Below are 25,983 nucleotides of genomic sequence, written 5' to 3'. Positions count from 1 at the left end.
GGCGGGTCTTTTCTATACGCGCCCTTACTCCCACTCCCCGCCGGCGAGGAACCGCACGATCTCGACGAGCATCAGCAGCACGTATAGCGCCGCCAACCCGAAAAACGACAACCGCCAGATCGCGCGGAAAAGCTTGGTACCGTCCACCTTGCCGCGAAGCCGGTACTGCGCATTGCCGATCAGGCCGGCGCCAAGCAGCATAAAAAGCAAAATGAGGTAGAAGCCCATATGAATGCCGAATACCCGATTGAGCAAATAACTCACGACGCCGATCAGAAAAACCGTCGTCATGTCCATCGCAAGGCCCATCGCCCGTTTTTTGTCGCCCGTCTGCATCGACGAGATGCCGTATACGGCAGCGAACGGAACGAATGAGCCGATGGCCAATACGGCGTAAGCGGATATGATCGCATTCCACATTGCGCGCTCACTCACCCTTCTCTGTCGTCGCCGCCGAGCGCCGCAACCAGCGAGGCAAGCGATTCGTTATAAGGAGCGGCCGCCCCGAGACGCGCGGCCATTCGCGCGACGGCGCCGTTGATCGCTTCGATCTCCGTGGGCCGGCCGGCCAGCACGTCCTGCAGCATCGACGAGCGGTTGGCGGCCGTCCGCTCGCACAGGTCGAGCAGATCAATCCACAAGCGATCGTCTCCCGGCAGTCCGCCGGCTTCGAGCACCGACAGCGTCTCGTCGAACAGCGTCCGCATCAGCGCCCTGCGCTCCGGCGTCCGGACCAATGCGCCGTTCGGCACGCGAAGCAGCGCCGTCAGCGGATTAATCACCGCGTTGCTCAGCAGTTTCCGCAGCATTCTCTCCGCCATATCATTCGACAGCGACGCGGAAAATCCTGCCTGCTTCAACATCGACGCCAGTCGCTCCGCTTCGGGCGCCTCCCCGGGCGCCACAGCTTTATCGACCCCCCTCGAACAACGGCGCGCGGCCGAGCCGAATGTCGCCCCGTCCGGTATGCCGCACGGTCGTCGCATCGATTCGAAGCGACGCCTCCGTCGTCACGGCCGCATAAATGCGCCTGCCGGGCAAACGCGCCGCCAACAGATCGGTATGGCCGATGCCATTGCAAAAGGCGGTCAGCGATGCCCCCGGGGGCACAGCCGCGTCAAGCTGATCCAGAAAAGCCGGCGTCAGCGCCGTCTGCTTGACGGCGAGCAGACCGCAGACTGGCGGCGCAGTCGACCGGTCGCCGAGCGGCGCGGCTTCCAAGCCGACCCGCATCTCCGTATCCCCCAGCGCCGACTGAAGCAATACGCCGTTCTTCGCCAGCGCATCCGCTTGCGCGCGGGTTCTCGTTCTTACGCATACGCGATTGCCCGACGCCGCCAGCCTGCCCGCGAGCAGCAAGCCGATCGCTCCGCCGCCGATAATATGGACGCTCGCCACCGCGCTTCCTCCTTCGTTCATAAAGTTAAACTTCTCTTCCCGTTCAATCCGCCCGATGCCCAGTAAATACCATACCGCGTCTCAACCGTCCGCACAACGGCGGATTGCGCCGCCGAACGCGAAAATGCCGTCCCCGACGCGCTTGCGCGGGAACGGCATTCCAAAAAAGTTACGCCGCAGGCTATTCGATTCGCTCCAAGTTGCCGTTGGCATCCATCTTGAATCTCGCTTTTTCTTCCTCCGATTCCTCGGACAAAATCGCCAGCCTGCGCGCCCGATCCATAATCCGGATCAGCGCCTTATAATCGTCGTTGACGACTTGATAATCCGTCTGCGCCGCGTCTGCCTGCTTCGACAGACGGTCGTTGACTTCCCGGAGCGAACGAAGCTGTTCGTCCTTTTCTCTCAATTCCTTTTCGAGCTGCTTCACCTGTTTGCCTAGCTCCTGAACGGAACCCTTCCATTGCTTCAAATACCGGATGACCGCTTCGAGGCTGAGCGCATCGGCGCCGACCAGCTCGCCTTTGCCCGCGCCTTCCTCCTCCGCGGATGCCGAAGCCCGTTCGTCGGTCGGCAACGCCACGACGCCCTGCTTTTTGAGATAATTGCGCTTTTGCCGCTGCTGCTTCGAAATGCTGATCGCATCGTCGTAACGCTTGCGTACGCAGCTGTTCCAACGGAATCCGCAGGCCGCGGCGGTCCTTGCGATCCGCTGCCCGACCTCCTCGAACGCGGCGAGCTGCGTGCTCCCCTCCCGTATGTGGCGAAGCGTAATCTCCGCCAAAATCAGATCGTCATCCGCGCTCCATGCATCTTGTCTAATAGCCGCCATGCGGTCTATTCCCCTCCTCGATCGCTCGCATAACTTGCTTTCTTTTTTTTATCTGTATGCCCGTGATAGAAATCATAGAATCTATCGGATACTTCTAGGTATATCCATTTTTGAACGTCGTATACCTATCGTTTTCGAGCGAAGAAAACTTGCGGGAGACGAAGCGAATAGCGTCTCGCCGGGAAGGCATACTAGGCTTGGACGAAAAGTTTGCCATTTCGTCACGAATCACCGTTTACACCGCCCCCCGAACCGTGGGTATAATATGCTGTAGAAAAATGGTTAGCGAAACGCTGAAGGGGGGATTACCATGGCACGCATGTTCCGGATGCTCGGTTTCTGGACGCTCGCGATCGCGCTCATGTCGTTTGCTGGCGATATGTATGAAATGGCGCTTCTGTTCTTTATCCAGACGGCCGCCTTCTTCTTGCTCGGTTACCTGAAGTTCACGGAGCGCACATACGTCTTCATGTTCTGGGGCTATATGATCATCGCGTTCCTCGGCTTTACCTACTGGTCCGTATTCGAGATGGGCTTGCCGGCATAATTCAAGGCGCGCCTGAAGGCCGGAGCTAACCGCTCCGGCCTTCTTATTTTTTTCGTTAACGAATACGGGCGCACGATCGGGCTTCTTCCCGTTCGCCCCTCTCTCGCGAGGGGCTCTTTCGTCTATAATGAGGTAGAAACGCATAAGCTGGACTGCATAGGCTTGACCGCCGCCGCACCCGCTGCCAGAGAGAAAGGAGGGCCCGATGCGGAGATTAGCGCTGTTTGCCGCCGCCGTCGTCTTTCTCGCGATGCTGATACCCGGCAAATTCGTGCCGACGCCGCCTCCGGCGTACGCGGAGCCGCTCTCCGAGACGACCCGTCAGCTGCTCGAGAAAGGACTCAGCGTCGTTGAGATCGACCGAGAGATCGAACGGATCTCGGGTCTCCGGGAAGATACCGAACGAACGATCGCGCAAAACGAAACGAAGCTCGCGGAGCGCCAGGTCGCCATCGCGGCGCAGCGCGAAAAAGCGGGCCGCGTGCTGCGAGCCTACTATATGGGGCGGAAGGAAGCGATGCTGGGAATGCTCGTCAACTTCAAATCGCTCGCCGGACTGCTCAGAAGCTGGGACTTGATGGATACGATATTCGAGTCCGACCGGCGCACGCTGGCCGACTTCAACCGGGAATACGAAGAAATCAGAAAGGGTCAAGACAAGCTGAAGAAGGACAAGGACGAATTGTCCCGCGTCGCCGCCGAGCTCGCAAGCCAGCGCGAACGGGTCGCTGCGCTGCAATCCGAAATTCAAAGTGCCATCGACGGCAGCGAAAACCCCGCGTTGGCGCAAAAGCAGCTGGAGGAGATGCAGGCTTACTGGAAGTCCGCGGGATTGTACGAGGTGCGGCGTCACTTCAGCGCGCTGGCCAAAGCGATGAACAAGCTGCCCGAATGGATGAAGGACCATCCGGAAGCGCTAAAAACGAAAGGTTTGTCGACGACGCTCACTTTGACCGACGCCCAGCTGAACGAATTTTTACGCGGGCAAAGCGAGCTTCTGAAGGACTTTACCGTTGCGTTCAAGCCGAATCTTGTATCTCTGCATGGAAAAAGCGGCGCGCTGGAGGTGGCCGTCACAGGCACTTATACGGTTGAAAACGAGCCGAAAAACGCCATTATGTTCCATATGGGCTCGCTCGTTTTTAACGGGCTGACGCTGCCCGACACGACCCGCGACGATCTGGTGCGCGACTTCGACCTTGGATTTTATCCGCAGCAGATGATGGCTTACTTGAAAGCGGACAGCGTGTCTCTCGAGGACGGCAAACTAATCGTGAAGCTGAAGATCGGCAAGTAATCCGTTCCATCTCGCCGGCCAGTCGGCAAGCGCGAGCCTGCCCTGCCGCCAGTCCGTCCAGAAAAGACCGAGCTTCTTCATCAGGAGCGGCCAATCGGGGCCGACCTCGGGCGCCCAGTTCGGGAACTGCTGCGGGCCTCTGTCCGTCAGCTTCGGCATCGCTTGCCGATCGTCATAAGCGGAACGGTAAACGGGCAAAAAAACCCGTCGCGTCATAATTGTCGAGCTGCAGCTTGGCTTCGGTCATCGCCGCGATCCAGTTTTTTGCCGCGCTCTCGCGCTGCGTGCCTGCGCCGATGACGAATGAAGCGCCGCCGTCGAATACGTAGGCTTTGTCCCAGCCGCTGCGGTCGATGGACAGCCCCGCGGCCGATGCGGGCGCCAAGCTCGCGATGCCGGCTTCCGCGACCGACAGCGGCGCGACGGCGGCCGCATATTGCCCGGCGGCCATCGCTTGCCAGAACGCGGCGCTGTCGTCCGGCGCACGCAAGCTGACGGAGCCGCGCAGCGTGTTAAGCATAGCCGCGGAAGACCCCGTCCCCCACGTGCCCTGCGAATCCCCCAGCAGCAGATCCGGCCTTAGCCCGGTCGCCGCGCCCAGCCAAGTGAGAAGCGCCGCCGGATCTCGCTCGTCGATGGCGAGCCAGGGCCGGCTCCCTTCGCTTGCCATCGACGCGCCGAGCGTCGACCAGTCCTCGGTCCCGAGCGGCAGCGTCAAAGCGCTGCCGTCCTGGCGCGCGGCCGCGGACAGGCGGGCGCGATTCCATACGACGACGTAAGGGTCCAGATGATGCGGAACCCCCCACATAAAGCCATTCCATTTGAGCGGCGCGGCGATCGCTTCGAATTGCTCGGACAACGCGTCGCCTTCGAACGCCGAGTCAGCCGGCAGCAGGATGCCGGAAACGGCCATTCGCTTCACCCATAAACTCGGCACCAGCGCGACGTCGGCGCTTCCCGTCCGCTCTTGCCAGTCGTCGGGCACGCTCGACGCGTCGGCCGCATCGCCCCGCTCCAGATGGACGCGTATGTCGGGATGGCTGCGCTCGAAGACTTCCGACTGACGTTCGAGCAGTCGAAACGTTGCTTCGTCCTGCATGATCTTGACGGTCAGTTCCGCACGCTGCTCGGCGAATACGGGCGCCTCCAAGGTCGCCTCCTGACCTTCGGGCGCGGCGTCCGGCGCAAGGTCCGGCTTGGGCGCCGAAGCCCAGGGCGCGGTCAACAGAACCGCCAGCATGAGCAGCATAAGCACGACGACATACTTCCGGCGCGTCACGGTTAAGCACCTTCCTCCGCCCGCTGCCGCGGGCGACATTCGTTTTTACCATGATAGCAGGATTGGGACGGCTTGTCGCCTTTTTCATGCAAACGCTTTACGCGCGAAGCGGATCTAAACCGCCGTTCCGCCGCCTACTCCGCCATATTCCGACCTCGCTCGGACATGAAGCGGGCCGAACGCGCATGCGCGTTCGGCCCGCCTTGCGATGCCGACAAGCCAATTCCGTCAAAGTTTCTCTGCGGCCAGCTGGGCGAGCTTGGACCGCTCTCCCTTTTCAAGCGTGACATGCCCGCTGATGCCCTCCGCCTTGAAGCTCTCCACCAAATAGGTGAGGCCGTTGCTCTGCGCGTCCAGGTAAGGATGGTCGATCTGCTCCGGATCGCCCAGCAGCACGATCTTGCTGTGCTCGCCGACGCGGGAGACGATCGTTTTTACCTCGTGCTTGCTCAGATTCTGCGCTTCGTCGATGATGATCAGCTGACCGGGTATCGAACGTCCGCGAATGTAGGTAAGCGCCTCGACTTGAATGCTGCCGAGACCCATCAAGATTTTGTCCAGGTCCCCCCGATTTTTTTCGTATCGAACAAAAACTCCAGATTGTCGTAGATCGGCTGCATCCAAGGCCGCAGCTTCTCTTCCTTCTCCCCGGGCAAATAACCGATATCCTTCCCCATCGGCACAACCGGACGGGCGATGAGCAGCTTTTTGTACTTGTGCTCGTCCTCGACCTTCATGAGGCCCGCGGCCAGCGTAATGAGCGTCTTGCCCGTTCCCGCCCTCCCCGTCAGCGTGACGAGCGGAATATCGTCGTTCAGCAGCAGTTCGAGCGCCATGCGCTGCTGCGCGTTGCGGGCGGTAATGCCCCATACGGGCTCGTTGGACAGATGCAGCGGCTCGAGCCTCGCACCGTCCTGGCTCACCTTCAGAAGCGCCGACTTCGACGTCCCGAGCTCGTCGCGAAGGATGACGAATTCGTTCGGATGGAGCTTTTGCTTGAGTCCCATTTGGTTGATGCTCAAGAAACGATACGTATAAAATTCATCGATCTGCGCCGGATGAACGTGCAGCGTGACCTGTCCCGTATAGTGGTCGGTGCCTTCGGCGATCCGGTCCGACAGGTAGTCCTCGGCCGTGACGCCCAGCACGTCCGCCTTGACGCGAACGAGCACGTCCTTGCTCACGAGGATGACGGGGCGGGCGGATTCGGGCTGCTCCTGCTCCTCGAGATGATAGTTCAGCGCGACCGCCAGGATGCGGTTGTCGTTAGTCATTTCCCCGAACTGCTCCTGCACCCGTACGAAGCGGCGATGATTCATTTCCACCTTCAGCACGCCGCCGTTTTCAAGAGCAACCCCGTTGTGCAAATGCCCGATCTCCCGCATGCGGTCGAGCTCCCTGGATACGAACCGGGCGTTGCGCCCGATCTCGTCGGCCAGCCTCTTCTTGGAGTCGATCTCCTCGAGCACGACCGAAGGAATGACGACCTCGTTCGCGCCGAAGGCAAACAAAGCGAGCGGATCATGGAGCAGCACGTTCGTATCGAGCACGTAAATTTTTTTCACGGCGGTTCCTCCCGGTTGAGACGGATTGTGTCGTAGTTACATACCGGCGCATGGGACAGGGAATCATAGTGCCAGGTGGAGCTTGGTTGAAGCCTGATCAGAGACTTCGGACATCCCCCCCTTACAAGAATGAATACCCGACGAGGATGGTGATCTCCCGCATGTACGTTCGCAAGCCGGTCAAAGCCGGATTGCTCTTGCTGCTGGCTTCGGCCCTGCTGTCTGCCGCCGGTTGCGGCAATCGGAACGCCGCTCCCGCAGGCCCAGGCGAAGACCGTCTGCACGTCCGCAGCGCGCCGGGCGGCGATGTGTCCGCACGCGACGGCAGCGTCGCGGTCCGGCCGAACGCCAAGGCCGTTGCCAGTCATCTCGAGCAGCTGGCCGAAGGCGTCCAAGGCGTTCGCCACGCCAACTGCGTCATCTTCGGCAAGTACGCCGTCGTCGGCATCGACGTCGACCCGAAGATGGAACGCTCGCGCGTCGGGACGACCAAGTATGCGGTCGCCGAAGCGTTCCGCAAGGATCCGTACGGCATCGACGCGCTCGTGACGGCTGATATGGATATGGCGCAGCGGATTCGCGAGATCCGCGCCGATGCGAAGCGAGGCCGGCCGATCGCGGGCTTCGCCGAGGAAATGGCGGACATCGTGGGCCGGCTCGTACCCCAAGTACCGCGCAGCATCGTGCCTCCGGCCTCGCCGGACGGCAACGGACCGGCCGCCAAGGCGCCGGCGAATACGTCCGCAAATACGCAAAGAACCCAGTGAAGTCACTGGGTTCTTGTCCATACCGCATATCGATTCCGCAAGGCGTCGCGCAGGCAGCGAAGACAGAAGGCGCGAAGACGACCCTGCGCCGCAAGAAAGGGCCGGGACAAGCCTGCCGTTCCGCAAGGACGGCCCCCGAACGCAATCGCACGATCCGCTCTCTCTCCGGTCTCTTCCTGCCATCCGCAACACTCCCTCGTCACCGTGTTCAAAGGTCATGGCACTATGCATTGGAATAACGTTTGATTTCAGTATAGCACAGCCTTTGCCGGGAGGCCAAGCGATACCCGCCCGCGCTGCGCGGCCCGGTCGTACCCGGCTGCTTCGCATCCGGTTACTTCGCTTCGCCGTCCGTCGCCGCGGCCGCGGTGCGGCCTTCGGGCGACATCTCTTCGGCAAGCGCGGCCTTGGCCTCCGCCACCGAATCGTTGTCCAGATAAACGTAAGGGCTCTTCCAGACGCCGGTGAGCGGAATGAACCGGATGTCCTCGCGATTGATATCATAATATGTTTTTAACATGTTCGTGATCTGCGCTTTCGGAATATCCGTCACAAGATTTTTGCCGGCAACGTCGATGACGCCGCCCAGCTTGGTCAAGCCGCCGAACGACTTCATCTTGTCGACGATGGCGCCAAGCACTTGGCTCTGGCGCTCGTTGCGCTCGAAGTCGCTTGAGGCCGCCGTGCCGCGGTTGGACTTGCGGTAACGCACGAAGCCAAGCGCGTCCTCGCCCTTCAGCGTCTGTTCTCCGGCCTTCAGATCGATGTTGGTCCCGTCCGCGTTGTCCACGTAACGCATGTCCTTGTCTACGGTAACCTTTACGCCGCCTAGCTTGTCGACGACGTCAATGAAGCCCTGGAAGTTTAGAACGGAAGCGTACTTGATGTCGATATCGAAAAATTTGCCGAGCATCTGCTTCATTTCGTCGCGGGCGTAGGCGTCGGCCGCATCGCCTTTGGCGTCGCTCTTTTTATGGAACCTGGCATAAAAGGCATTGATTTTCTGCGTCGAATAACCATCGAGCTCCAGATCCGAATCCCGCGGAATCGTCACGACCGTCGCCGTATTCGACTTCGGATTGAAGGCCGCCACCATGACGACGTCCGTATTCATGCCGCCGATCTTGGGGCGGTAATCCATGCCGAGCAGCAAAAGCGAGATCGGTTTGACCTGCGCCTTTTCGCCTTCCGGTACGGTCTGCGTCGCCGCGCCGGAGGAAGCGTCGTCCAGCGCGCCGTCCACCTGTCTCCATAAGGAGTATGCATAAGCGCCCAGGCCTAGAATGACAAGCAGGATCAAGGTAAAAAGAACGCGCGGCCATTTCTTTTTTTTCTTTTTCGGAGGACTCGTCCTGACAGTTGCGTTCGCGGCGCCAGAACTGCGGCGCGGCGGCAGCGGCGTGTTGGAACTCATCGCTTCACCTCTTCCGTGAATTAAAAAAGGCGAATCCCTGAAGAGCGCGGGCTCTCCCGGGGTTCGCCGCAAGCTGCATTCGATTCTAGGATTCCGTCCGCTTGACGGCCGCTTCGGCGCCGCCCCGCTTGGCCCGCCATTTGTCGTACATCTGGCGGCCGCGAAGCATCAGCATCATGACGACGGCGACCGACATGCACTGAATGATCGGCAGCTTGTCGAGCTGGAGCAGGAGGAGCACGAGGCAACCGATCGCCATGATGATATGCACGATGATCTCCTTCAGAATCGGCAGCTTGCCCATCCTGAAGACGGCGTTGAAGATATAGATCGTAAAAGCCAAGATCAGCAGGTACGAAACGATGGGGTGATCATGAAACCACGTTTGCACTGGTGCCCCTCCTCGTTGCTAGGCTGCCGGCCGGATCAGACGCCGGATTCGGCCATCATCTTGCGCTGCTTGTCGTAGCGGTCCCGCTCGCTCTTGTTCAGCAGCTTCTTGCGCAGGCGGATCGACTTCGGCGTGATCTCGCACAGCTCGTCGTCGTTCAGGTACTCGAGCGCTTCTTCCATCGACATGAGACGCGGCGTCTTCAGCTTGACCGTCTCTTCCTTGTTCGCCGTACGGATGTTGTTCAGCGCCTTTTCCTTGCAAATGTTGACGATGATGTCGTTGTCGCGGGTATGCTCGCCGACGATCATGCCTTCATAGATATCCGTACCGGGCTCGACGAACATGATCCCCCGGTCTTCGACGCCCATCATGCCGTATACCGTCGACGATCCGGATTCGCTGGCGACGAGCACGCCCTGGTGACGGCCGCCGACCTGGCCGCCGACGACCGGCCCGTAGCTGTCGAACGCGTGGTTCATAACGCCGTAGCCGCGCGTCATCGTCAGGAAATTGGTCCGGTAGCCGATCAGGCCGCGGGCCGGAATCAGGAACTCCAGACGAACCTGGCCGTTGCCGTTGTTGATCATGTTGACCATGTCCGCCTTGCGGGTGCCGAGACTCTCCATGACGTTGCCCATGCTCTCCTCCGGCACGTCGATCAGCAGGCGCTCGATCGGCTCGCTCTTGACGCCGTCGATCTCGCGGATGATGACTTCAGGCTTCGATACCTGCAGCTCGTAGCCTTCGCGGCGCATGTTCTCGATCAGAATGCCGAGATGCAGCTCGCCGCGGCCGCTGACGACGAAGGCGTCGGGGCTGTCGGTCTCGTCGACGCGCAGCGCCACGTCCGTCTCGAGCTCCTTGAACAGGCGCTCCCGCAGCTTGCGCGAAGTGACGTGCTTGCCTTCGCGGCCGGCGAACGGGCTGTTGTTGACCAGGAAGCGCATCTGCAGCGTCGGCTCGTCGATCTTGAGCACCGGCAGCGCCTCCGGGTTCGCCGGGTCGGCGATCGTCTCGCCGATGTTGACGTCCTTGATGCCGGCGATGGCGATGATGTCGCCGGCCGCGGCTTCTTCCATCTCGACGCGCTTCAGGCCTTGGAAGCCGAACAGCTTTTCGATGCGCGCCTGGCGAATCTTGCCTTCGCGGTCGAGGACGGCGACGGGTTGTCCCTGGCGGATCTTGCCGCGGTTGACGCGTCCGATCGGAATGCGGCCCAGGTATTCGTTGTAGTCGAGCAGCGTCACGAGGAATTGCAACGGCGCGTCCTGATCTTCGGTCGGATGCGGGATCTTCTCGATGATCGTCTCGTACAGCGGCTCCATCGTCGTGCCGAGCGTGCCGGCGTCGAGGCTCGCGATGCCGTTCAGGCCGGATGCGTAGACGACAGGGAATTCGAGCTGCTCGTCGTTTGCCTCAAGCTCGATGAACAGCTCGAGCACTTCGTCGATGACTTCGGCCGGACGGGCCGCAGGACGGTCGATCTTGTTGACGACGACGATCGGGGTCAGGCCCGCCTCGAGCGCCTTGCGGAGCACGAACTTCGTCTGCGGCATGCAGCCTTCGAACGCGTCGACGACGAGCAGAACGCCGTCGACCATCTTCATGATCCGTTCGACTTCGCCGCCGAAGTCCGCGTGTCCGGGCGTGTCGACGATGTTGATCAAGTGATCCTTATAACGAACGGCGGTGTTTTTGGCCAAAATGGTAATGCCGCGCTCCCGTTCGAGATCGTTGGAGTCCATCGCTCTATCCTGGACTTGCTCATTTTCGCGGAACGTGCCTGATTGGCGCAGAAGCTGGTCGACGAGCGTCGTTTTCCCGTGGTCGACGTGCGCGATAATGGCGATATTGCGGATTTGATCTTGTTGCATGGTTCCACTCCTTGTAATTTTTATATCTGTATCCATTACGATCGGCAGGCCCGCTTCGACTGTCGCGAACATGCCGCCCCTAATATACCGTGTCCAACACAAAACGCCGACGCGAGGCCGACGTTGTCTACATCCCTTCAATTATACGCTAAGCGCGCCCGATTGCCAACCCTCTCTTCCGGATCTCCTCCGGATCGGGTTAGCGGCGGCGCCTGCGCGGCTTGCGCCTGCTCATAACAAGCCAGACTCCGAATCCAATCAAGGCGACGGCAAGCAGGTAGATGCCCCAAGTCCATAGCAGCATGATGGCGAAGAGCAGAAGCGAAAGCGCCCCGATGCCCATCGCGGCGTTCCATACCGTGCGGTCCTTGCCGATGCCGAATACGGCGTATTCGTACAGGCCGATCGCGATCGAGAGCAAGAACAGCGGCCACAAATACCGCATCGATCCCCAGCCGAACCAGTTGCCGACCATGAGCAGCAGCGACGAGCCGGTCAGGATGCCCGCCGGCACCAGCGTGACGGCCGGCAGGATGCCGCCGAAATAAAGCACATGCAGCAAAATGCCGACGATTAAAATCAGAATCGGCCAAAATATGGCTCCGATAAATGAAAAGACGCCCAGCTTGCCGAGCAAAATGATCAATCCCGCAGCCAAAATCCAGATTCCGACCGCGGCGGATTGCTTGTTCAACGCGTCTCCCCCACTTCGCTTGTCTATTGCGAACGAACGAAATTCGTTTCTTTTATCTAACAGTTTAATGGAAGTCGGGGTAAAAAACTAGTTCGACGCCTTTAAAAAAAGTTGAAAAGCCACAATGCTGTCACGAATGCACGCGGCTTTTGCGCTTCATCCAAAGCGCCGCGAACAGAAGCGCGGCCACCGTGGCGAAGGGCAGCGCCCGCAATCCGTTGTCGCCGAGCTGCGCGATTAGCGGCGCAATCCCCTTATCCTTCAACGCCATCTCGCAAGCGGCATAGGCCAGCAATCCGCCGCCAAAGTACAAAAGGACAGGATACCGGTCGAGCAGATGCATAATAAACGAGCTTCCCCAAATAATGATAGGTATGCTCATCGCGATGCCGATCAGGAGCAGCGCCGTATCCCCGCCGGCGACGGCGGCGACCGCGAGCACGTTGTCCAAGCTCATGACGAAGTCGGCGACCACGATCGTCCATACGGCGCCCGCTAGCGTGGAAGCGCCGGCGCCGGCGTTCATCTCTTCCTTATGATCGGTCAGCAGCTTGTATGCGATGACGAACAACAGGATGGCGCCGGCCGTCTGCAAAAATGGAATGTCCAGCAATAAAGCGGCCAGCACGGTGAGCGCGCAGCGGAGCAGCACGGCCGCTGCCGCGCCCCACCACACGGCGCGCCGTCGCTGCGCGGGCGGCAGCCTTCGGCCGGCCATGGCGATAACGACGGCATTGTCGCCGCTGAGCAACAGATTAATAAGCACGATTTGCGCGAACACGACCAATTGACCCCACAAATCCATGGCGCGCACCCCCTCCCCAAGTTATATGTACAGGCCCGTATTAATATGAAAGGCGCAGACGCCGCATTTTTTTGAATCCTTCTCGTCCGCCCGCCGTATAAACGTTTATCAATTCAACGCTGGAGGGTCGGAAATGGATTTTTTTGAACGCCGAATTTTTTACCGCTTTGATCACGATCGTCTTGATCGACTTGATGCTCGCGGGCGACAACGCGATCGTGATCGGCCTGGCTGCCCGGAACTTGCCCAAGGCGAGCCAGAAAAAAGCGATTTTGTGGGGAACAGCCGGCGCCGTCATCATTCGTGTGATCGCGACGCTGCTGATCGTATATTTGCTTAAAATCCCGTTCCTGCTCGCGGTCGGCGGCGTCGTGCTGATCTGGATCGCCTACAAGCTTCTCGTGCAGGAAGAATCGCACGAGCACGTCGAAGCCGGCAACAATCTATGGAGCGCCATCCGCACGATCGTCATCGCCGATGCCGCGATGGGCCTCGACAACGTCATCGCCGTCGCGGGGGCCGCTTCCGGCGGCGGCTCCGCGGATCACAGCACGCTGCTGGTCATCCTCGGCCTGCTGATCAGCATCCCGATCGTCGTATGGGGCAGCACGCTGTTCGTCAATTTAATCAAGCGGTTCCCGTGGATTATCTACATCGGCTCCGCGGTACTCGCGTATACCGCGGCCAAGATGATCACCCACGAAAAGAAATTCGAGCAATTGTTCGACAACGATGCGACGAACTGGGCGTTTATTATCGTGATCGTCGTTGCGGTGCTGGCGCTCGGCATCTGGAGCAACGCCGCCAAAAACCGCAAAAACGAAGCCAAGCTGAATTCTCCGAACACGCCGTAACCTTATGCCAGTCGAACAGCCGAGCCCCGATCGGGGCTCGGCTGTTTTTTTGCTTGCGTAAAAAAAAGCCTGCGCGGGGCGACGGCCGGTCCGCATAGGCTATTGTTTGTTTCGCTTAAAACCACCGGTCCTCGGGCGCTGCCGTTGGACGTTTTTCTTCTTCCTTTCCCTGCGGCGTCATGACGACCGTCTCCGTGCCCGCGACCGCCTCGGCAACCAGACGCTCCAGCTGCTCGCCCAGCGCATGCTCGATGCCTTCGACGACGCGCAAATTCGGATTGGTCGCCGGCGATTTGGGCACGAACAGCGTGCAGCAATCCTCGTAAGGCAAAATGGACGTCTCATACGTACCGATCCGTTCGGAGATCCGGATGATCTCGAGTTTGTCCATCATCACGAGCGGGCGAAGCAGCGGCAATGAAGCCGTCCGCCCGATGACGTTCATGCTGCCCAGCGTCTGGCTGGCGACCTGGCCGAGGCTGTCCCCCGTGACGAGGGCAAGCGCGCCCGAGCGCTCCGCGAGACGCTCCGCAATTCGCAGCATCGACCGCCGCATCAGCGTAATGATGAGATGATCCTGCTTCTGCTGCGCCAGCAGCGTCTGCAGCTCGGTGAACGGCACGAGGTGGAGCTTGATGCGCCCGCCGTAATGAGCAAGCCGCTGTGCCAGGGCGACGACCTTATCCGTCGCCTGCTGGCTCGTGAACGGGTAGCTGTGGAAATGCACCGCTTCGATCTCGAGCCCTTTGCGCATCGCGGTCCAGCCGGCTACGGGGCTGTCGATGCCGCCCGACAGCAGCAGCATCGCCTTGCCGTTCATGCCGAGCGGGAAGCCCCCGGCTCCCGGCACGACCGTGCAATATACGAAGACGCCCTGGTGCTGGATATCGAGCCTGAGCTCGACTTCGGGCTCGCGTACGTCTACCCGAAGCGAAGGCGAATTGCGGAGCACGTGGGCGCCGACCAGATGGTTCATTTCCATGGAGTCGTGGGGGAACCCTTTCCAGGCGCGCTTCACGCTCATTTTAAAGGTCGAAGGAACCGGCCGATGCGCGTCCATGACGGCGAGCGCGGCCTTGCGGATGTCTTCGAGATCGTGCTTCGTCTTGACGACCGGACTGATCGTCCAAATCCCGAACACGTCGGTCAATCTGGAGAGGACGCGCGTACCGTCCGCCCCGTTCAACTTAATATAAACCCGGCCGAACGCGCTCTCGTATGTCAGCTCCGGGTATTGCGCAAGCGCCTGCTTGATCTTGCCGAGCATGAGCGACTCGAACTTGCCGCGGTTGCGCCCTTTGAGCGTGAGCTCGCCGAGCCGAACGAGCAAATAGTCAAAATTCATCGTCTAGTCCCTTTCCAGCGGCTTCAGCTTGGCTACGGTCATCCGCAGCCGCTCGGCCAGCGTATCGATATCTCCGGTCGTATGCTCGTCTCCGAAGCTGATCCGGATGCTGCCGGCCCCCCCCTCGCTTCTCCGAGGCCCATCGCCATCAGCACGCGGCTCGGCTTCAGGCTCTTGGACGAACAAGCCGACTGCGTAGATACGAGCACGCCATGTTCTTCGAGCATATGAAGCAAGACTTCCGGCCGCATACCCGGATAGGACAAGTTAACGATCTGCGGGGAGGCGACAGCCGCGTCTTCGGGGCTGTTCAGCACGAGCTCCGGCATGTCCTTCAAGGCGTCTATCAGCCTTCGCCTCAGCTCGTACATGCGCGCGCGCCGCTCCGGCATCGATTCGAGGGCGAGCCGAAGCGCCTGCGCCATGCCTACGATGCCAGGCAAATTGTGCGTGCCGCTTCGGACGTCGCTCTCCTGGCCGCCGCCGGCAAGCAGCGGGCGAAGCTTGAGCCCTTCGCGCACGAGCAAATATCCGGCGCCCCTCGGGCCTCTGAACTTGTGAGCCGAAGCGCTGTACAGATCGACGCGCGACCGCGTCCATTCGAACGGCACCTTGCCTACCGCCTGTACGCCGTCCACATGGAACCGGATGCGCGGATGACGCCGGAGGAGTTCGCCGATCGCCTCGATCGGCTGCAGCGCGCCGGTCTCGTTGTTCACGTGCATGACGCTCACCAGCGCGGTATCTTCGGTAATGGCCGCGGCGACGTCGGCCGGGGCGATCCGGCCTTGCGCGTCAGGCATCAGGTACGTGACGCGCACGCCTTCGCGCTCGAGCTGTTTGGCCGTCGCGTGCACCGACGAATGCTCGATCGCCGTCGTGACCAGGTGCTTGCCCTTGCGGCCCGTATGCCCCAGTATGCCCTTCATTGCCAGATTGTTGCTCTCCGTGCCGCCCGACGTGAAGACGACTTCGCCAGGCGTCGCGCCGAACAGCGCGGCGACTGCCGATCTGGCGCGTTCGACCAGCTTGCCGGCCTCGGTACCGGCCCGGTGAAGCGCCGAAGGATTCGCATAGTGCTCGGTCATCAGCTCGGCGACCGTTCGTATCACGGATTCGTAGGGCGGCGTCGATGCGCTATGGTCGAAGTAGTAGGTTTTCAATAGGACGATTTCCTTTCTTTGCCGAAAACAAAGAAAAAGATCAAAGGCGGCACGAAGCCGCCCTGATCCCCTCTCGCGCCAGCGCTAAGTAATCCGGTGAACCGTCGTTTTACGGCAGCGTCCAACCGCTGCGCGCCGACAACACTTTGCCGATATACGCCTGCGTCTCCGCCGGCAGCTCGGACAACCGGGCCGCTACGTCCTCGTCGGTACGGAGGCCGATGCGGTCGACGCGTCCCGGCCCTGCGTTGTAAGCCGCAAGCGCGGTCATCTCGCTGCCGTCGTACTTGCGAAGTAGGTACGAAAGATAGCGGCTGCCGCCGTCGATATTTTGCGCCGGGTCGAACGAATCCGCGACGCCGAGGCCAGCCGCGGTGCTATCCATCAGCTGCATGAGCCCCTTGGCGCCTGCCGACGAACCTGCGGTCGGATTAAACGAAGACTCGATCTGTATGACGCCCTTGATCAGCGCGGGATCGATCCCGTAGCGCGCCGCGGCGGCTTGAATCAAGCCGTCGTATGCCGACGTGGACGCGCTCCCGTCCGCCGCGAGTTCGCCCGAGCCGACGCCGCTCAGAAGGCTCGTCCCGAAAGACCGGGAATTCAGGGAGGACAGCCCAAGCCCCGCACCGTCAGAACGGGCGTTCAGGGACAACAGGCCGAGGCTCGCATAATCGGATTCATTGCCAGAGGTACCGGTCAGCGGGTCCGAGTTGGCGCTACCGAAAACGCCCGTGCCGCCCATGTATTGCGAAAGCAATTGGGTGAACAAATTGTCGTCCCCGGCGCCCGAGGTCACGGCGTCGGCGCTTCCCGCGAACGGATCGATGCCCGAAGTGAGTTGCGCAAGCAAAAGCTGCTTCAACATCCGCGGGTCGACGCTTCCCGTGATGCCGTTCATATATGTCATCGACGAATCCGCCCTTTTGTTCGACATTTTACTTTTTTCATTGTACAACACTTCGCGGCGCACGACCAGCGCATCGCCGCGAATATTCCGTTAAAAACGCAATCGCCGCCCGCTTCGGGAAAACCCGGCGCGGACGGCGATCGGCGATTACGAAAGATCAAGATTGCGGCTTAAAGGTCAGGCAGCAGGTGCTCTTCGAGCTGGCGGCCTTGTCGCGGTGATCGGCGAAAGACTCGTCCGCGAACTCCTCGTTCCAGTCGGCCTTGGCGTGCGCGTCGATCTCGATGGCGATCTGTTCTGCGCCGCACCGGTTGCCCTTGTCCCAGAACGCGCAATTGCTGACGCTGCAAGCTACGCCACTAGGCATAACGGAATCACCTCCGCCGCTTAGTGTGGCCACGAAAGGCCGGCGCATGCGGACGGCGGTCAGGGATATGCAGGCTTGCTTGGCCTTATTTGGACTGCTGCAAGCGGCATTGAATCAGGTATTCGCTCTCATAATAAGCGAGGTCTTCCCGAAGCTCCTCGTAGACGCGCGATACGCCGAGCACGAGATCGCGCACCGCGCGCACGGGCTTGGCGCGGAAGCGAATCGCGTCCTGGCCGGTGTAAGCGTAGCGGCCGTCTTCGGAATACCCTTCGTTCTTCGGATAAAAAAAAGGCGTTGACGCAATAATGATATACCTCGTAAAGCGAACGCTCGGCGGCCTTCTCGTCGAAGTTCGGCCGACGCAGCAACGCGCCCAGCTTCTCGTATGACACCTCCGAAAATACGAGCAGGTGGCGGAGATCGGACAGCAGTCCGGCGTAAAAAGATTCGGTGTTATCTTCGGCAACCAACTGCGGGAGCGCGTGTCCGTTCAGGAAGGTCTCAAGTGGATCGATGGCCGCTTTCAGTTTGTCGCGGCTGGACTCGGCTAACGCCTTCACGTTGGCGGATGGCATAGATTGCTTTCCCCTTTCCATATATGCACATGCATGGGGCGCCTCACAGAGTTCCCGAGAGACGCAATGAACTTATCGTAACATAAAACGCCCCTGAAAGGTACTGCGCCGCCGCAATTCCCCCCGTATAATTTTTGCCCTGTATCAAAGCCTACAAAGGACGGATTCAAAATCATTGCGTTCATCTTCACATGACAAAGGAGTCGATACGCTCATGCGTCGCCGATACGCGTTCATCGGATTATTATTTACCGTCGCCGTGGCCGTCTTCGCCGTGCCGCTCGTCGTGCCTCAGCCCGCCGTTCGGGACCGTTCTGCGTCTCCGTCGGCACTCCCCCCGGAAAATCATTACGCGGCGGCGGCCAAGGTGGAGCGCGCCCTGAAGCTTGGCACCGTCGAGCGGGATATGGAGACGACCGGCATGCTGTGCCGGATCGAATGCAGCAGCGATATGCGCAAGCTCGCGGCCGCCGCTTCCGGATCGGGCTCCGGCCCGCTGTCCGATGCTCGAAAAAAAAGCGCTGATGAACGACCTGATGTCCGCCAACCCGCACTTTGAAGCCATGGCCTGGACGTCCGGTTCTGCCGGCGCTTCGGACGCCGCCGCCGGCGCGAAGCTGGCGCCATACGACCGCAAGGTTCGGCAGGCGTGGCAGGAGGCGAAATCCGCGGTTCGTCAGGGACGCAGCTACGAATCCGCCGCCCTTGCGATCCGTGGCGACAGCGGCTTCGTGCTCGGGGTGCCGGACGGCAGCGGCGGCCAAGGTCTGATCGCCCTCATCCACGCGGACGCCGTCGACGAAGTCGGCAAGCACCAGCGCCGCAACATGCGGCTCGTGCCCTATCCCGACAACGGCCGGTTCAGAACGCAGGCGACGGAACCCGGCAGACTGAAAGACAAGCAGGTCACGTCCGGCGATGCCAACGGCAACGCCAGCCATTATGCCGTCAACGAAGTCGTCGTCAAGCTGCGGCGTCAGCTTACGCCTCGGGAACTGCTCCAGCTGCGCAAAACGTTGAATCTGTCGGTCGCCCGCGAGCATCGCAGGCAAACGTACGTGTTTCGCTCGAAGACGCTCGGGACTGCCCAATTGATCGACTATTTCAAGAAACATTGGAATCCCGTCTTTGCTGAACCGCATTACCTGTACTTGACGAACGACGGCAAGCCCGCCGGACGACTGACGCCTCTCGGCTCGGGCAGTCCGCTCCAAGCGGACATCGTCCCGAACGATACGCTGTACGGGCAATACCAGTGGAATCTGCCGGAGATCGCGACGGAGCGCGGCTGGAACGTCACCCGCGGCAAGCAGGACATTATCGTCGCCGTCGTCGATACCGGCGTGCAGCTGGACCACCCGGATCTGAAGGGGCGTCTCGTCAAAGGCACGAATATCGTGGATCCTTCGGCGCAGCCCGAGGACGACGTCGGCCACGGCACCCACGTGGCCGGCATTATCGCCGCCGAAGTGAACAACAACGAAGGCGTCGCGGGCATGACCTGGTACACGAAGGTGATGCCGGTCAAAGCGCTGGACAATTCAGGCGCGGGCACGACCTATTCCGTCGCCGAAGGCATCATCTGGGCGGCGGACCACGGCGCGAATGTCATCAATCTAAGCCTCGGCAACTATGCGGAGGCACAGTTCCTTCACGACGCGATCAAGTACGCCCACGGCAAGGGCGTGCTCGTCGTCGCCGCCAGCGGCAACGATAACACGGATCGGCCCGGATACCCGGCCGCCTATCCGGAGGTCGTCGCCGTCGGCGCGACCGGCTCCGACGAGCTGCGGGCGCCGTATTCGAATTACGGCGACTACATCGACGTGGCCGCGCCAGGCACCTCCATCGCCAGCACGTATCCCGGCAGCCGCTATGCGGCGCTGTCCGGCACGTCGATGGCTACGCCGCACGTGTCTGCGCTCGCTTCGCTCATGCTGGCGGCGGACGGCGGCTTGACGAACGACCGGATCGCGGAGCTGCTCGGCAAAACCGCCAAGGACCTGGGCGCAGCCGGCAAGGACGCGGAATTCGGCTACGGCCAGATCGACGTACGCGCGGCCGTCGAAGCGGCTGCCGGCCAAAAAGCGGCTGCGGCCGCACCCGATCGGACCGCCGAAACCGATGTACAAAACACGGGCCGGCCCGACGTCGTCGAGCAGCGGCTTCTTGAAAGACTGCAGAACCTGTTGTCCAATCTGTTGGGTCATTGACGTCCTTGCAGGATTGCCTCTCTCTTCGCTACCCTGGCGCGCGAACCGGGCCTCCGTTCCTTATTTAACGCGCGGCGCCAATAAACCGTTCTGCTTCAAAGCACGGGACGTTCGTCCCAAGCTGCGAAGGGAACGGTTTTGATTTGCCGTCTCGAAAACTACGATTTGTCGTTTGACGCCCGGACTTCTATAATAGAGAGAAGCGCGACCTCCACGGTCGCCGAAATTGCGATGAATATTCATCCGTTACGAAGGGGTCGAACGCATTGGACAAGGCACAGCGCAAGAAAGAGGAAAGGCTTAAAAAAGAAGAGCTGGCGCGCAAAAGGCGCAAGCAGTCGCGGATCTGGGTTTGGACGACGGTCGCGGCCGCCGTGGCGATCATCGCGCTGGCGATCGTGTTCCGGCCGCAGCCCGAAGATTTGAATTTCGATTACGATACGCTGCCTACGATCGGCCAGGCCGATGCGCCGGTCAAGCTCGTCGAATTCGGAGACTTCAAATGCATTACGTGCAAATATTTCAACGACGAGATTTATCCGAAGCTTAAAGCGGACTTCATCGATACCGGCAAAATGTCGCTCAGCTTCATGAACTTTACGATCATCAGTCCGCAGACCGACTCGCGTACCGCAGCGCTCGCCGCGCAGGCGGTCTACCATCAGAGCAACGACGATTTCTGGAACTTCTATCATGCCGTCTACGAGAATCAGGGCGCCGAGAGCGCGACATGGGCGACTTCGGACTTCCTCGTCAAGCTGGCGAAGGACAAGTCGCTGAAGCTCGACTTCGACAAGCTCAAAAAAGGATATCGACGACGCGACATACCAATCCGAAGTGGACAAGCACAACAAGATCGCGCGCGACAACAAATTCACCGGCACGCCGACGCTCGTCCTGAACGGTAAGAAGCTGTCCGACGACCAGGCGCTGAACTACGACAATCTGAAAGCCGAGATCGAAAAAGCGCTGAAGGCGTCGCCCGAAGCGCCGGCCGCTTCGTCCGCAGCCGCTTCCGCCTCGGCCTCCTAAGGGGGACGCTTCAGGGATGCGCTCGTTTTTCAAGGCTAACTTTCTCTACCTGGCATGGGTCGTCTCGCTCGTCGCGACCGGAGGCAGCCTCTTCATGAGCGAGGTGCTGAATTACGCGCCCTGCAAGCTTTGCTGGCTGCAGCGGATCTTCATGTATCCGCTCGTGCTGCTGCTCGGCCGCGCCGCCATCCGCGGCGATCGGCGCATCGTCGGCTACGTCGCGCCGCTGATCGCGATCGGCGGATTCATCTCCCTTTATCACTACGGCGAGCAAAAGGTGCCTGGCATGGCGAGCATCCTTCCCTGCACCGTCGGCGTTCCCTGCAGCGAAGATTACCTGGACTGGTTCGGCGTCATTACGATCCCGCTGCTCGCGCTTACCGCTTTTATTCTGATCGGTCTGCTGCTGTGGTACGGGAGCAGGACGCAAGATCGCGACGGCTGGTCCGATGCCGAAGGGTCGGCGTTCGACGATCGTTAAGCGAGCGACGGCATTCATACAAAAAAAGGTTGGCCGGCAGTTGCCGGTCAACCTTTTTTGATGTCCGATTTTTACGCCCAATTGCCGTTTCTGAAAATAGGCACGATCGTACCGTCTTCCAAGAAACCGTCGATGTCCATCTCGGCGGAACCGACCATGAAGTCGACGTGGGCGACGCTCGCGTTAACCCCGTTGGCCGCCAGCTCCTCCGGCGTCATCGTCTTGCCGCCTTCGACGTTGAAGGCGTAGCCGCTGCCGATGGCGAAGTGATTGGACGCATTCTCGTCGAACAAGGTGTTGTAGAACAAAATGTTCGACTCCGAGATCGGCGAACGGTGCGGCACGAGCGCCATCTCTCCAAGATAATGCGAGCCCTCGTCTGTCTCGACGAGCTGCCGCAAAATCTCTTCGCCCTCCTCGGCTTCGACCTGCACGATCCGCCCTAGCGCGAACGTGAGCTTGAACCGATCGATGATATTGCCGGCGTAGCTCAGCGGCTTCGTGCTGCTCACGTAGCCGTTCACGCCGTCGCGCTTCGGCGCCGTGAATACCTCTTCGGTCGGCATGTTGGCCATAAAGCTGACCCCGGCCGGCGTCACGCTCGAAGCGCCGACCCACAGATGACGATCCGGCAGCTCGACCGTCAGGTCCGTACCCGCGGCCTTGTAATGCAGCTTGCGGAGTCGCAAACCGTTCAGCCAGTCGACTTTGCCGTGCAGGATGCGATCGTGCTCGCGCCATGCCTGTACCGGGTCGTCCGCATGCAGCCGCACCGCGTCGAAAATCGCCAGCCACAGCTTGCCGAGCGCGATCTCCGGCGCGTCACCCGGAAATACTTTTTGCGCCCAATCGTTCGACGCCGCCGCCGCGACCGTCCAAGCGACCTTGTCGGATTGAATCGCCCTGCGGAAATCGGAGAGCCCCGCGCCCGCCGCTTTTTGATAATCGCCGATCCGCTGCGGGTCGACTCCCTTCAGCACGTCCGGACCGGACGAGACGAACGAGATGAAGCATGCCTCCTTTTCGACGAAGTGATTGCGCTTTAAGGTCTCCCAGGAAGGAAACGTACGGAATACTTCAGGCGCCGCATGGTCGTACTTCAGGCGGGACACCTTGTCGTCGCTCCAGTCGACGTGGACGTTGGAGGCGCCGGCGTCATAGGCCGCCGCCGCGACGAGGCGCGTCAACTGCGCCGTTTCGATCTGGCTGACGACGAATACTTCCTGCCCCTGCCGGACGTTCGCGCCGACCTTGACGATCAGCTCCGCGTACCGGGCCAACTGCTGCTCGAATGGTTCCACAAGATCATCCTCCCGATCGTTGTTAAATGACAGGCTGCGCGTACGTCAGTCCGCCCAGTTCCCGTTCCGGAATACAGGCACCGCCGTTCCGTCCGCCCGAATGCCGTCGATGTCCATGTCGGCCCTTCCGATCATGAAGTCGACGTGGACGACGCTGGCGTTGACCCCCCGCTTCCCTTAGCGCCTCGGGCGACATCGTCTTGCCGCCTTCGAGCGTGAACGGAAAGCCGAGTCCGATCGCGAGATGGTTGGACGCGTTCTCGTCGAACAGCGTGTTGTAAAACAAAATGTTCGCGTTCGAGATCGGCGAACGATGCGGCACGAGCGCCACTTCGCCTAGATAATGCGAACCGTCGTCGGTCTCGACGATCTGCCGCAGCATCTCCTCGCCTTCTTCGGCCTCGACGCCGACGATGCGTCCTTCCTCGAACGTCAGCTTGAAGCGGTCGATGAGCGTGCCGCTGTAGCTGAGCGGCTTCGAACTGCTCACATACCCGCTGACGCCGTCGCGGTACGGCACCGTGAACACCTCTTCGGTAGGCATGTTCTTCATAAACCCGACGCCGTCCGGCTTCGTGCCGCCCGCGGTCATCCACAGATGTCCCTTCGGCAGTCCGATCGTCAGGTCCGTCCCCGGCGCCCGGTAGCGCAGCTTGTCGAACCGCTGTTCGTTCAGCCAGGCGGCTCTGTCCTGCAGATTCGCGTCGTGGGCGCGCCAATTTTCAACCGGATCGTCCGCGTGCAGACGGACGGCATCGAAGATCGACTGCCAAAGCTTGCGGACGGACATCTCGGCGGATTCGCCGGGAAATACCTTCGCGGCCCAAGCCTTGGTGGCGCTGCCCGCGATCGTCCAGGCGATCTTGTCGGAGGCGGTCGCTTGCCGGTAGACGGCGAGCGCCTCGCCGGCGGCCTTTTGGTAGCTGCCGATCTTCTTGGGATCGACGCCGCTTAGCAGATCGGGATTGGACGAGTTGAGGAAAATAAAGCAGCCTCCGCGCTCGACCACTTCGTTGCGGCGCAGCTTCTCCCATTCGGGAAACTGCGTGAAAACTTCAGCCGCGGCATGGTCGTACTTCAGCCGGGTGAGCGTATCGTCCGCCCAGTCCACGACGACGTTGCCGGCCCCGGCCTTGTAAGCGTGCTCCACGACCAGGCGCGCGAGCCGCGCTCCTTCGATCTGGCTGGACACGTATACGTCCTGGCCTTGCTGCACGTTGGCGCCGATCTTGACGATCAGCTCGGCGTACTTGGATAAATCGCGTTCGAACTCCGGCATGTCCCACGCTCCGTTCTCAGAATGCAAGGCGTTTCACTATATTGTACCGAATTCGGTCGTCGTTCACAAACTGAACTGATCAGTCAGTTTAAAGGATAGAACGCTGTGGATTAGCTGGCCGTTTGCGAGCGTGCCGATGAAGGCTCTACCGATGCTGCTCACTTCTCGCCGACACGCAACCGCAACACATACGAATGACCATAATGGCTCTGTCAATCGAACCCCGGATATCCCCGGGTTTGGTTTGCCCGTCAGCATGCCGCATCCACATCACCGTATTCCCGCATGGCATCCTCACACCGCATTCCATGTCCCACCGGACCGGAGAGGCGTTATTTTGCGGATAAACGTGGAATAGAGCAAGTTGCGGACCGGAAAGTCGTTATTCGTGCCAGTGTCGCTTGAAATCGCCCGCGATCTTGAAAATAGCGGCAACTGGGTCCGCGGAGCCGTAAAAGTGGGCGGAACGAAAGAAATAAGGGCAACTGGGTCCGCTCACGGCAAGCGTCCTAATGATCCGCGAAAAGGCCGCCGGCTCTTGCGCCGACGGCCTCTTCTAAGTTGCGAGAGCCGTTATAATGTTATAATGCGGTTCCGAGGCCACGGGACAGAAGGACGTTGGTTATTCCATCAACGCTTTTTCGAGCGCGGCCAGGTTCCTTTTCATCAAGCCGATATAATCGAGCCCTTGCGCTTTATCGTCCTTCGTCAGACCTTCGATCGGATCGAGCACGTCCGTCTTCGCGCCGGTCTCGCTCGCGATCGTCTCCGCGACCTTCGGGTCGACCAGCGCCTCGAAAAAAGATCGTCGAAATGCCCAGCGACTGGATCTCCTTCACGACCGAAGCCATCTGCGCCGGCGTCGGCTCCTGATCCGGAGACAGGCCGGAGATCGGCAGCTGCGTCAGTCCGTATTCGCGGGCCAAATAGCCGAATGCCGCATGCTGCGTGACGAATGTCTTGCGCTTCGCCGGGCCGAGCGCCGTGCGGAACTCCGCGTCGAGCTGCCGCAGCTTCGCGATATAGGCTTCGGCGTTCGCTTCGAAGTCTGCGGCGTGCGCCGGATCGGCTTTGGACAAGCCGTCGCGGATACGCTCGACTTCCCGCTGCGCAAGCGCCGGACTGAGCCACACATGCGGATCCGCTCCAGCCGGCTTGCCGTCCGGCGCTTGCTCGCCTCCCGGGACATCGGTCTCAAATCCGGCCGAAGCTTCGACGTCGACGCGGTCCCCGCGACCTGCGCTGGAGATCGCCTGCCCGGCCCAGCTCTCCACGATGCCGTTGTAGACGAAAACGTCGGCTTTGGACAGCAGCGCCATATCCTTGGGCGTCGGTTCCCAATCGTGAGGCTCCACGCCGCCCGGCACCATCAGAGTTACTTCGGCGAGGCCGCCGGCGACCTGACTGGCGAACTCGTACATCGGGTAAAAGCTTGCCGCCACTTGAAGCTTGCGCTGCGCGCCAGCGTCGGTGCCGGCGTTCGCATCGCCCTTCTTCGCGCCGCCTTGCCCGCACCCCGCGAGCGCCATCGACACGGCCAACGCCGCAAGGGCCGCTTTGGCCAAGTACGACTTCATCCGCGCGACTCCCCCCT

At 60.7% G+C, this 25,983-nt stretch carries 25 protein-coding genes and 4 pseudogenes; 9 read left to right on the top strand and 20 right to left on the bottom strand.

Annotated features, from left to right (window positions below; all coding sequences use genetic code 11):
- Positions 1-24: 24 nt before the first annotated feature.
- From OMP40_RS24645 to OMP40_RS24630, 4 genes are all read right to left on the bottom strand, one after another.
- The gene (locus tag OMP40_RS24645; RefSeq protein ID WP_277535360.1) at positions 25-435 is read right to left on the bottom strand and encodes a DUF3397 domain-containing protein; all 411 of its coding nucleotides are present in this window, start codon (positions 433-435) and stop codon (positions 25-27) included.
- Positions 432-905, bottom strand: a complete 474-nt coding sequence (locus OMP40_RS24640; protein WP_277535358.1) for a ketopantoate reductase family protein — start codon at positions 903-905, stop codon at positions 432-434. The genes OMP40_RS24645 and OMP40_RS24640 overlap by 4 nt, the downstream gene beginning before the upstream one ends.
- A 4-nt stretch (positions 906-909) precedes the next feature.
- Complete coding sequence (locus OMP40_RS24635; protein ID WP_277535356.1) at positions 910-1,419, bottom strand: ketopantoate reductase family protein; 510 nt, start codon at positions 1,417-1,419, stop codon at positions 910-912.
- 160 nt (positions 1,420-1,579) lie between these two features.
- Positions 1,580-2,230: an RsfA family transcriptional regulator gene (locus tag OMP40_RS24630; RefSeq protein ID WP_277535354.1), complete on the bottom strand. Its 651-nt coding sequence runs from the start codon at positions 2,228-2,230 to the stop codon at positions 1,580-1,582.
- A gap of 310 nt (positions 2,231-2,540) precedes the next feature.
- On the opposite strand from OMP40_RS24630, the gene OMP40_RS24625 reads away from it, so the two are divergent.
- Together OMP40_RS24625 and OMP40_RS24620 are read left to right on the top strand one after the other, a co-directional pair.
- Positions 2,541-2,777 carry a DUF2626 family protein gene (locus OMP40_RS24625; RefSeq protein WP_090115152.1) on the top strand — a complete coding sequence of 79 codons (237 nt, stop codon included), beginning with the start codon at positions 2,541-2,543 and terminating at the stop codon, positions 2,775-2,777.
- Between the two features lie 205 nt (positions 2,778-2,982).
- Positions 2,983-4,074: a coiled-coil domain-containing protein gene (locus tag OMP40_RS24620; protein WP_277535351.1), complete on the top strand. Its 1,092-nt coding sequence runs from the start codon at positions 2,983-2,985 to the stop codon at positions 4,072-4,074.
- On the opposite strand, the gene OMP40_RS24615 is transcribed toward OMP40_RS24620, so the two are convergent.
- The 3 genes and pseudogenes from OMP40_RS24615 to OMP40_RS24605 all read right to left on the bottom strand — a co-directional run bounded on the left by OMP40_RS24615 (position 4,045) and on the right by OMP40_RS24605 (position 6,918).
- Positions 4,045-4,233, bottom strand: a complete 189-nt coding sequence (locus OMP40_RS24615; protein ID WP_277535349.1) for a hypothetical protein — start codon at positions 4,231-4,233, stop codon at positions 4,045-4,047. The genes OMP40_RS24620 and OMP40_RS24615 overlap by 30 nt on opposite strands.
- Before the next feature lie 13 nt (positions 4,234-4,246).
- Entirely contained in the window at positions 4,247-5,353 is a 1,107-nt protein-coding gene (locus OMP40_RS24610; protein ID WP_277535347.1) for an extracellular solute-binding protein, read from the bottom strand.
- A 228-nt stretch (positions 5,354-5,581) separates the two neighbouring features.
- Positions 5,582-6,918, bottom strand: a pseudogene (locus tag OMP40_RS24605) (PhoH family protein).
- A 161-nt stretch (positions 6,919-7,079) separates the two neighbouring features.
- Here OMP40_RS24605 and OMP40_RS24600 point away from each other — a divergent pair.
- Complete coding sequence (locus tag OMP40_RS24600; protein WP_277535345.1) at positions 7,080-7,685, top strand: YhcN/YlaJ family sporulation lipoprotein; 606 nt, start codon at positions 7,080-7,082, stop codon at positions 7,683-7,685.
- A gap of 334 nt (positions 7,686-8,019) precedes the next feature.
- On the opposite strand, the gene OMP40_RS24595 is transcribed toward OMP40_RS24600, so the two are convergent.
- From OMP40_RS24595 to OMP40_RS24575, 5 genes are all read right to left on the bottom strand, one after another.
- Positions 8,020-9,099 (bottom strand): LCP family protein, encoded by a 1,080-nt coding sequence (locus OMP40_RS24595; RefSeq protein WP_277535343.1) that lies wholly within the window; start codon positions 9,097-9,099, stop codon positions 8,020-8,022.
- Positions 9,100-9,184: 85 nt separating this feature from the next.
- Positions 9,185-9,490 carry a YlaH-like family protein gene (locus tag OMP40_RS24590; protein ID WP_277535341.1) on the bottom strand — a complete coding sequence of 102 codons (306 nt, stop codon included), beginning with the start codon at positions 9,488-9,490 and terminating at the stop codon, positions 9,185-9,187.
- A 35-nt stretch (positions 9,491-9,525) separates the two neighbouring features.
- Positions 9,526-11,367, bottom strand: coding sequence for a translational GTPase TypA (gene typA, locus OMP40_RS24585; protein ID WP_277535339.1), 1,842 nt, complete (start codon positions 11,365-11,367; stop codon positions 9,526-9,528).
- Positions 11,368-11,566: 199 nt separating this feature from the next.
- A complete protein-coding gene (locus OMP40_RS24580; RefSeq protein ID WP_277535337.1) occupies positions 11,567-12,061 on the bottom strand; it encodes a hypothetical protein in 495 nt (164 codons plus the stop codon).
- A 130-nt stretch (positions 12,062-12,191) separates the two neighbouring features.
- Positions 12,192-12,866, bottom strand: a complete 675-nt coding sequence (locus tag OMP40_RS24575) for a TerC family protein (RefSeq protein ID WP_277535336.1) — start codon at positions 12,864-12,866, stop codon at positions 12,192-12,194.
- 194 nt (positions 12,867-13,060) lie between these two features.
- Between OMP40_RS24575 and OMP40_RS24570 the strand changes: the two genes are divergently transcribed.
- Complete coding sequence (locus OMP40_RS24570) at positions 13,061-13,720, top strand: TerC family protein (protein WP_420872077.1); 660 nt, start codon at positions 13,061-13,063, stop codon at positions 13,718-13,720.
- A 115-nt stretch (positions 13,721-13,835) separates the two neighbouring features.
- On the opposite strand, the gene thiI is transcribed toward OMP40_RS24570, so the two are convergent.
- From thiI to OMP40_RS24545, 5 genes and pseudogenes are all read right to left on the bottom strand, one after another.
- Positions 13,836-15,065: a tRNA uracil 4-sulfurtransferase ThiI gene (thiI, locus tag OMP40_RS24565; RefSeq protein ID WP_277535334.1), complete on the bottom strand. Its 1,230-nt coding sequence runs from the start codon at positions 15,063-15,065 to the stop codon at positions 13,836-13,838.
- A gap of 38 nt (positions 15,066-15,103) precedes the next feature.
- A complete protein-coding gene (locus tag OMP40_RS24560) occupies positions 15,104-16,228 on the bottom strand; it encodes a cysteine desulfurase family protein (protein WP_338131232.1) in 1,125 nt (374 codons plus the stop codon).
- Positions 16,229-16,337: 109 nt separating this feature from the next.
- Positions 16,338-17,138 (bottom strand): lytic transglycosylase domain-containing protein, encoded by an 801-nt coding sequence (locus OMP40_RS24555; protein ID WP_277535331.1) that lies wholly within the window; start codon positions 17,136-17,138, stop codon positions 16,338-16,340.
- Positions 17,139-17,295: 157 nt separating this feature from the next.
- Positions 17,296-17,505, bottom strand: a complete 210-nt coding sequence (locus tag OMP40_RS24550) for a DUF1540 domain-containing protein (protein ID WP_277535330.1) — start codon at positions 17,503-17,505, stop codon at positions 17,296-17,298.
- Between the two features lie 85 nt (positions 17,506-17,590).
- Positions 17,591-18,083: pseudogene (locus OMP40_RS24545) on the bottom strand (YpuI family protein).
- Positions 18,084-18,297: 214 nt separating this feature from the next.
- On the opposite strand from OMP40_RS24545, the gene OMP40_RS24540 reads away from it, so the two are divergent.
- The 5 genes from OMP40_RS24540 to OMP40_RS24520 all read left to right on the top strand — a co-directional run bounded on the left by OMP40_RS24540 (position 18,298) and on the right by OMP40_RS24520 (position 21,809).
- Complete coding sequence (locus tag OMP40_RS24540; protein ID WP_277535328.1) at positions 18,298-18,642, top strand: hypothetical protein; 345 nt, start codon at positions 18,298-18,300, stop codon at positions 18,640-18,642.
- Positions 18,587-20,296, top strand: coding sequence for a S8 family peptidase (locus OMP40_RS24535; RefSeq protein WP_338131231.1), 1,710 nt, complete (start codon positions 18,587-18,589; stop codon positions 20,294-20,296). Before OMP40_RS24540 ends, OMP40_RS24535 begins: the two co-directional genes overlap by 56 nt.
- A 266-nt stretch (positions 20,297-20,562) precedes the next feature.
- Positions 20,563-21,204 carry a thioredoxin domain-containing protein gene (locus OMP40_RS24530; RefSeq protein WP_277535326.1) on the top strand — a complete coding sequence of 214 codons (642 nt, stop codon included), beginning with the start codon at positions 20,563-20,565 and terminating at the stop codon, positions 21,202-21,204.
- Complete coding sequence (locus OMP40_RS24525; RefSeq protein ID WP_277535325.1) at positions 21,134-21,328, top strand: DsbA family protein; 195 nt, start codon at positions 21,134-21,136, stop codon at positions 21,326-21,328. The genes OMP40_RS24530 and OMP40_RS24525 overlap by 71 nt, the downstream gene beginning before the upstream one ends.
- Before the next feature lie 16 nt (positions 21,329-21,344).
- Positions 21,345-21,809 (top strand): disulfide oxidoreductase, encoded by a 465-nt coding sequence (locus OMP40_RS24520; RefSeq protein WP_277535322.1) that lies wholly within the window; start codon positions 21,345-21,347, stop codon positions 21,807-21,809.
- Between the two features lie 71 nt (positions 21,810-21,880).
- On the opposite strand, the gene OMP40_RS24515 is transcribed toward OMP40_RS24520, so the two are convergent.
- The 3 genes and pseudogenes from OMP40_RS24515 to OMP40_RS24505 form a co-directional block, all read right to left on the bottom strand.
- Positions 21,881-23,110, bottom strand: a complete 1,230-nt coding sequence (locus OMP40_RS24515) for an aminopeptidase (protein ID WP_277535321.1) — start codon at positions 23,108-23,110, stop codon at positions 21,881-21,883.
- Between the two features lie 45 nt (positions 23,111-23,155).
- A pseudogene (locus OMP40_RS24510) lies at positions 23,156-24,389 on the bottom strand (aminopeptidase).
- 622 nt (positions 24,390-25,011) lie between these two features.
- Positions 25,012-25,966 (bottom strand): annotated as a pseudogene (locus OMP40_RS24505) (metal ABC transporter substrate-binding protein).
- Positions 25,967-25,983 lie beyond the last annotated feature (17 nt).

It is taken from the genome of Cohnella rhizosphaerae, assembly GCF_029525575.1.
GTDB lineage: Bacteria > Bacillota > Bacilli > Paenibacillales > Paenibacillaceae > Cohnella > Cohnella rhizosphaerae.
The sequence above is the reverse complement of the archived record's forward strand: the minus strand, read 5'-3'. Positions and strand labels throughout refer to the sequence as shown.

Coding starts and splice junctions, on each gene's coding strand:
- OMP40_RS24635 (WP_277535356.1), bottom strand. CDS start 1,419: ATGAACGAAGGAGGAAGCGCGGTGGCGAGCGTCCATATTATCGGCGGC.
- OMP40_RS24630 (WP_277535354.1), bottom strand. CDS start 2,230: ATGGCGGCTATTAGACAAGATGCATGGAGCGCGGATGACGATCTGATT.
- OMP40_RS24625 (WP_090115152.1), top strand. CDS start 2,541: ATGGCACGCATGTTCCGGATGCTCGGTTTCTGGACGCTCGCGATCGCG.
- OMP40_RS24620 (WP_277535351.1), top strand. CDS start 2,983: ATGCGGAGATTAGCGCTGTTTGCCGCCGCCGTCGTCTTTCTCGCGATG.
- OMP40_RS24615 (WP_277535349.1), bottom strand. CDS start 4,233: ATGCCGAAGCTGACGGACAGAGGCCCGCAGCAGTTCCCGAACTGGGCG.
- OMP40_RS24600 (WP_277535345.1), top strand. CDS start 7,080: ATGTACGTTCGCAAGCCGGTCAAAGCCGGATTGCTCTTGCTGCTGGCT.
- OMP40_RS24595 (WP_277535343.1), bottom strand. CDS start 9,099: ATGAGTTCCAACACGCCGCTGCCGCCGCGCCGCAGTTCTGGCGCCGCG.
- typA (WP_277535339.1), bottom strand. CDS start 11,367: ATGCAACAAGATCAAATCCGCAATATCGCCATTATCGCGCACGTCGAC.
- OMP40_RS24575 (WP_277535336.1), bottom strand. CDS start 12,866: ATGGATTTGTGGGGTCAATTGGTCGTGTTCGCGCAAATCGTGCTTATT.
- OMP40_RS24570 (WP_420872077.1), top strand. CDS start 13,061: ATGCTCGCGGGCGACAACGCGATCGTGATCGGCCTGGCTGCCCGGAAC.
- thiI (WP_277535334.1), bottom strand. CDS start 15,065: ATGAATTTTGACTATTTGCTCGTTCGGCTCGGCGAGCTCACGCTCAAA.
- OMP40_RS24555 (WP_277535331.1), bottom strand. CDS start 17,138: ATGACATATATGAACGGCATCACGGGAAGCGTCGACCCGCGGATGTTG.
- OMP40_RS24550 (WP_277535330.1), bottom strand. CDS start 17,505: ATGCCTAGTGGCGTAGCTTGCAGCGTCAGCAATTGCGCGTTCTGGGAC.
- OMP40_RS24540 (WP_277535328.1), top strand. CDS start 18,298: ATGCGTCGCCGATACGCGTTCATCGGATTATTATTTACCGTCGCCGTG.
- OMP40_RS24535 (WP_338131231.1), top strand. CDS start 18,587: ATGCTCGAAAAAAAAGCGCTGATGAACGACCTGATGTCCGCCAACCCG.
- OMP40_RS24520 (WP_277535322.1), top strand. CDS start 21,345: ATGCGCTCGTTTTTCAAGGCTAACTTTCTCTACCTGGCATGGGTCGTC.